Genomic DNA, 3,148 nt, shown 5'->3' on the forward strand with positions numbered 1-3,148 from the left:
AAAACGGTGCGATCGCGGGGACGGCATTTGGGAGCGCGACCGGTTTATTAGTAGGTCTAGGTGCTTTGGCAATTCCGGGTATCGGCCCCGTGATGCTCGCTGGCGCAGCGGCGACGGCCTTGGCAACAGCAGCTTCAGGCGCGGCGATCGGCGCAGCCGCTGGCAGCTTGGCCGGCGGTTTAGCCGGACTGGGTATCCCCGACGAACATGCTAGTATGTATGGCGATCGCGTAGCGGCTGGCAATTATTTAGTTATCGTCGAGGGAACGGCTGCCGAGATCGAGCAAGCAGCAGCTATTTTTACGCGGCGGGGGATTCAAGATTGGTATATCACAGACTTAGCTAGCGATCCAGCCGATCTGGCCTCACCAGTTAAAACCCAATATCTAGAACACTAACCATTTGCTGACCCGATCGCAATCGAGGAATTTGATATGTCTAAGATAATTATCCCCAGTTCGATCCAGTTATTGAGCTGGAGTATGTTGCTGACATTGACGGTATCGGCTTGCAGCAATGCCTCCAAAACTTCATCTGGTGCCCCAGATTCGACAACTACCACCGGGCAAGCATCTCCCGCCGCCAATGCTGACGACAAAGGCGATGCCCAAAATCCGATTCGCAAAAAGCAGATCGAATCAGATATTCGCGCACGGGAGCAACGCAACAATATTGGCGGGAATCCCCAAGTGCGAGATGCTGGCGATCTGGCTAGCGAAGTCCGTGGCAAGCTAGAGGCCAATATCCCCAGTAGCAAACTGACCGTCGAGGCTAAAGATGCCACTGTGACGATCGCCGGCACGGTCGCCAAGTCCGACCAACTCGCCAAAATTGAACCCTTGGCACTCCAAATTAAAGGTGTCAAACGCGCGATCGTCAAAGCTACGGTCAAGCCCTAAACATCGCGATTATTAAACTAATCACTGAGGTAAAGATCGTGGATATATTGGCATTAGAACTCAGTCTCGAACAACAGTTTTCCCTAGCAAAATACACCCAACAAGTCAAAGAATTAAGTCCAGATCGCGCTCAGGAATTTCTCGTCGAAGCCTTTCGCCAGTTAATGGTTAAAGATAATGTCATTCGGGCATTGGCTAAAACCGGTAGTCTCAATTAAATTACCACAGTTTGCTAACGCTGGGATTGACGAGCGGGTATGACTAAATCTTCACGATCTGAGCTGGTGGATATCGGCCACGATCGGACATCAAATATCAGCTAATTGGCAATTATTTGTGAAATTGGTCGATGAGTTTTTGGTTGTCAAAATTAAAAACTAGATCTCTGTCCATTGACACCTGCTCGTAATCCAGAGTTCATCCACTTGAGGGAAAGGGTTTAACTAGCATGACTGCTAGATTACTATTATCATCCTACATCGAGAATTTTCATTATGAATATTATTGCTTGGGTAGTTTTAGGTTTACTAGCCGGTGCGATTGCCAAAGCGATTGTGCCTGGTGACCAAGGCGGTAGTTGGTTGTCAACTCTGCTGTTAGGCGTAATCGGTGCTTTTATCGGCGGGACGTTACATACTTTTATTCTGACGGGCACCCTGCAATTGGCAGCACCTGGATTGAGTATCCCTGGCGTGTTTGTGGCCGTACTAGGTGCCATCATTGCGATTTATCTCTATGGTCTAGTCGCACGTAGAAATATCTAGCCATAGCGATTTTTCGCCCACTTGCAAATTTAATTGTTGTCAATCTATTTAGAGGTTTTTGATATGAAACATATATCCAGTTTTTTTGGATCTGTCCGACCGATGCGGATGTTCTTGGCGATGTTCTTTGCTACCATCCTGGCATTTGGGAGCGGTTTCTCAGCACTAGCCGGTCAGAGTGCCGTGACCAAAGGTGTAGAACAGCTAGACAAGATCGAAGAACAGTCCAAAGAGGCATTGGACAATCCGGCTAACTCGCTCAAGTCGATCGAGGAACGCTCGCAGGGCGCACTCAATGAAGTCCAACCCAATGCTGCTGATCGAGACAAAATGTATCGTTCTAGCGATACTAAATTGCCAGTAGTCAAACAAGTTGAAAAAGCGATCGACAAACTCAAAAATAGCTAACCAATAGCTCGATCGACGTTACTAGCCATTGCTTTTAAGTGTCTGCGAATGAAGCCAGTTTTTGATTCACTTTAGCTATGACAGTAGCGGCTCGATCTCGATCGTTAGGGCTAAAAATTTTCAGGATGCACCGTCTGTTTACTTTACAATTTTTGGAGAATTATCATGGCTTATATAGATAGACCGAATGACTATATTGGCGAGCGCACCCTACCAGTGGTCGCGGCCAACTATCACGATCAAGTGCGGTGGGGTCCGATCGTGGCTGGCTTGGTAGTTGCTTTAAGTACGCAACTAGTCTTAAGCGCATTAGGCGTAGCTGTCGGTGCTGGCGCGATCGGTGACTCTGGCGCGCCGAGAACTGATGCTGGTGGCGTAGGTGTCAATATCGGGATTTGGTCGATCGTCAGTTTGCTGATCTCATTGTTTGCTGGCGGTTGGACTGCGGCACGCACGGCTGGACGGATGAGCCGCAACACCGCCTTATTGAATGGCGCGATCCTCTGGGCATCGATGCTAGCTCTGAGTGCTTGGCTGCTGTCTAGCGGCGTCTCTGGTGCTTTTGGGGTGGCTGCCTCCAATGCTGGTGGTGTCATCAATCAGGTGCGTCAAGTCAACCCCTCAGTTGTGCCAACTACCCCCGGCCAAGTTGCTGCCAAGACCCCAAATATCACCGCCCAACAAACTCGCGAGATTGCTGAGAATACCTCTAAAGTTAGTTGGTCGTTCGTCTTTGGTTCCCTCTTAGGCTTGGTATCGTCATTGATCGGTTCGGCTGTCGGTCATCGCAACCCTCGGCTCAACACTCTACCCGAGCGTGAGTAAGTGGGACAGTGTTCGCTAGCAGTACTCGAAAAATTTTAGACAATTGCATCACCAATCAGGAGCGCGACTTATGTTTACTCTCTCAATTTTTCCGCTGCTGCAAGCACAGTCCGCACGGCTCAAGGCAAGGATGTCTGAAGTCGATCGGCAATTGGATCTGCGCTATGGAGATCGCTACGGCCGGATCAAAGGCCAGATTGAACAGCAACTAGTCGGCACCAAAGTCTGGTATGAAAAAAGCAGAGCAGAAGC

General features: G+C 49.3%; 5 protein-coding genes and 2 pseudogenes. All 7 read left to right on the top strand.

The genetic code is table 11. The annotated features are described in order from the left end of the window. Window positions 1-398 (top strand): annotated as a pseudogene (locus RMO27_RS02290) (signal transduction histidine kinase (STHK), LytS); the annotation flags it as partial. A gap of 36 nt (window positions 399-434) precedes the next feature. Then, on the top strand, window positions 435-899 hold the full coding sequence (locus RMO27_RS02295) for a BON domain-containing protein (protein WP_309728664.1): 465 nt from the start codon (window positions 435-437) through the stop codon (window positions 897-899). A 38-nt stretch (window positions 900-937) separates the two neighbouring features. Next, the gene (locus tag RMO27_RS02300; RefSeq protein ID WP_309728665.1) at window positions 938-1,117 is read left to right on the top strand and encodes an NblA/ycf18 family protein; all 180 of its coding nucleotides are present in this window, start codon (window positions 938-940) and stop codon (window positions 1,115-1,117) included. Between the two features lie 276 nt (window positions 1,118-1,393). Beyond that, on the top strand, window positions 1,394-1,663 hold the full coding sequence (locus RMO27_RS02305; protein WP_309728667.1) for a GlsB/YeaQ/YmgE family stress response membrane protein: 270 nt from the start codon (window positions 1,394-1,396) through the stop codon (window positions 1,661-1,663). Window positions 1,664-1,726: 63 nt separating this feature from the next. Next, window positions 1,727-2,071 (top strand): hypothetical protein, encoded by a 345-nt coding sequence (locus RMO27_RS02310; RefSeq protein WP_309728669.1) that lies wholly within the window; start codon window positions 1,727-1,729, stop codon window positions 2,069-2,071. A gap of 165 nt (window positions 2,072-2,236) precedes the next feature. Further along, complete coding sequence (locus RMO27_RS02315) at window positions 2,237-2,896, top strand: hypothetical protein (protein ID WP_309728671.1); 660 nt, start codon at window positions 2,237-2,239, stop codon at window positions 2,894-2,896. Between the two features lie 70 nt (window positions 2,897-2,966). Next, window positions 2,967-3,148: pseudogene (locus tag RMO27_RS02320) on the top strand (hypothetical protein); the annotation flags it as partial.

This window comes from Chamaesiphon sp. OTE_75_metabat_556, assembly GCF_031378165.1.
Taxonomy (GTDB): Bacteria; Cyanobacteriota; Cyanobacteriia; order Cyanobacteriales; family Chamaesiphonaceae; genus Chamaesiphon.